The sequence below is a fragment of the Pseudomonas sp. PA-4-8C genome (genome assembly GCF_021606625.1).
Taxonomy (GTDB): Bacteria; Pseudomonadota; Gammaproteobacteria; order Pseudomonadales; family Pseudomonadaceae; genus Aquipseudomonas; species Aquipseudomonas lactis.
The window spans coordinates 1-2,018 of record NZ_WKCD01000486.1 but is presented as its reverse complement, the minus strand read 5'-3'; the positions used below and the strand labels follow the sequence as shown (position 1 = coordinate 2,018).

The following is a 2,018-nucleotide window of genomic DNA, read 5'->3' as shown; positions in this document are numbered from 1 at the left end:
CAGCTACACCGGCGGCACCTTGCTCAATGGCGGTACGTTGGTGGTCGGCAGCAACACCGCGCTGGGCACTGGCGCGCTGACTGCGGTAGCGGGCACCACGCTGGACAGCAACGCCTCCGTAACCCTGGGCAATGATGCAGTCCTCAGCGCCAGCCTGACGGTCGGTGGCAGCAACGCATTAGCGCTCAATGGCGCCATCAGCGGCGTCGGGGGCCTGGTCAAAAATGGCACGGCAGACCTGACACTCGGCGGCACCAATACCTTCCTGGGCCCTGTGGCCTTGAACGCAGGCGGGCTGATCCTGGCCAGCAATACGGCGCTGGGCGCGGGCGTGTTGAACGCCGCAGGCGGTACCACCTTGGACGCCAGCACGGCGGTCATCACCACTAATGCGATCAACCTGGCGGGCAACCTGGGCATCGGCGGTACCGCTGACCTGACCCTCGGCGGCGCAATCAACGGTGCAGGCAGCCTGACCAAGGAGGGCACGGCCAATCTGATCCTCAGCGGCACCAATGCCTACCTGGGTGGCACCACCCTGAACGCCGGTACGCTGACCTTGGGCAGCGCCACCGCCCTTGGTCTGGGCAACCTTACCGTGGGCGGCGCGGCGACTCTGGATAACACGGCACCGCTGAGTGTGGGCAATGGCGTAGTGCTTAACGCCAACCTGGCCGTCACCGGCAGTAACGACCTGACCCTCAATGGCCTGGTCACCGGCACGGCTGGCCTGAGCAAAGACGGCGTGGCCAACTTGACCCTCAATGGCGTCAACACCTTTCAAGGCGGCACCACGCTCAACGCCGGTACATTAACCCTGGGTACGGCAGCGGCCCTGGGTACCGGCGCCTTGAACGTAAACGGCGCGGCCACTCTGGCCAACAGCACACCGCTGGTATTGGCCAATGCGGTCAACCTCAACGCTGGCCTGACCGTGGGCGCTCTCAACAACAACCTGACCCTGGCCGGCGTGCTGGCCGGCAGCGGTAGCCTGGTCAAAACCGGCACGGCGGATGTGAGCCTCACCGGTACTAACACCTTCAACGGCCTGTTCGATGTGCAATCGGGCAGCCTCACCACGCTGGGCAATGGTGCACTGGGTGTCGGCGCCGGGGTCAATCTGGCGAGCGGTACCTCCTTGAACCTGGGCGGCAGCGCCAGCCTGGGCGCCCTCACGGGTACCGGTATTGCCACCGTAGGCGCCGGCAGCACCTTGAGCGTCGGCAACAATAATCTGGACAGCACCTTCGACGGCATCGTGGCAGGCCTCGGCGACCTGGCCAAAGACGGCACAGGCGCCTTGACCCTTGGCGGCCTCAGCGTGGTGACCGGGGACGCCCAGGTCAACGCCGGCAGCTTGCTCGTCAATGGCTCCCTGGCCAGCGCCAATGTGGCGGTGGGCAGTGGTGCCACCCTCGGTGGTACCGGTACTTTGTTGGGCAACGTGACCATCGCCGACGGCGGCCACCTGGCCGTCAATTCCGGCGCGACCCTCACCACCGGTTCGCTGCTGCTCAATGCCAACTCCAACCTGGATGCAGGCCTCGGCGCGCCCGCGACGGGCGGCACCGCGCTGGTGCAGGTCAACGGCAACCTGACCCTGGACGGCACCCTCAACGTCACCGATATCGGCGGCTTCGGTGCGGGTATCTACCGCCTGATCGATTACACCGGTGGCCTGACCAACAACGGCCTGCTGCTGGGCAGCCTGCCGGTGAACATCCCGGCCAGCGACCTGGACCTGCAAACCGCCGTTGGCAACCAGGTTAACCTGCTGGTCAACGGCAGCACCAACGTGCAGTTCTGGGACGGCAGCCAAACCACGGGCAATGGCACCATCGACGGCGGCAACGGTACCTGGAGTGCAGGCGGCAGCCAATGGACCGGCGTCAACGGCGCATTCAACACCGCCTGGACCCCGAACAGCTTTGCCGTGTTCCAAGGCTCGGCGGGCACCGTCACGGTTGACGGCGCGCAAGCCATCACTGGTTTGCAGTTCGTCACCGATGGCTACAACC

Annotated in this window: 1 protein-coding gene; it reads left to right on the top strand. The window is 65.7% G+C overall.

The annotated features are described in order from the left end of the window. The coding region (locus GIW04_RS30265) for an autotransporter-associated beta strand repeat-containing protein (protein WP_236479568.1) at nucleotides 1–2,018 on the top strand (2,018 nt) is incomplete at both ends.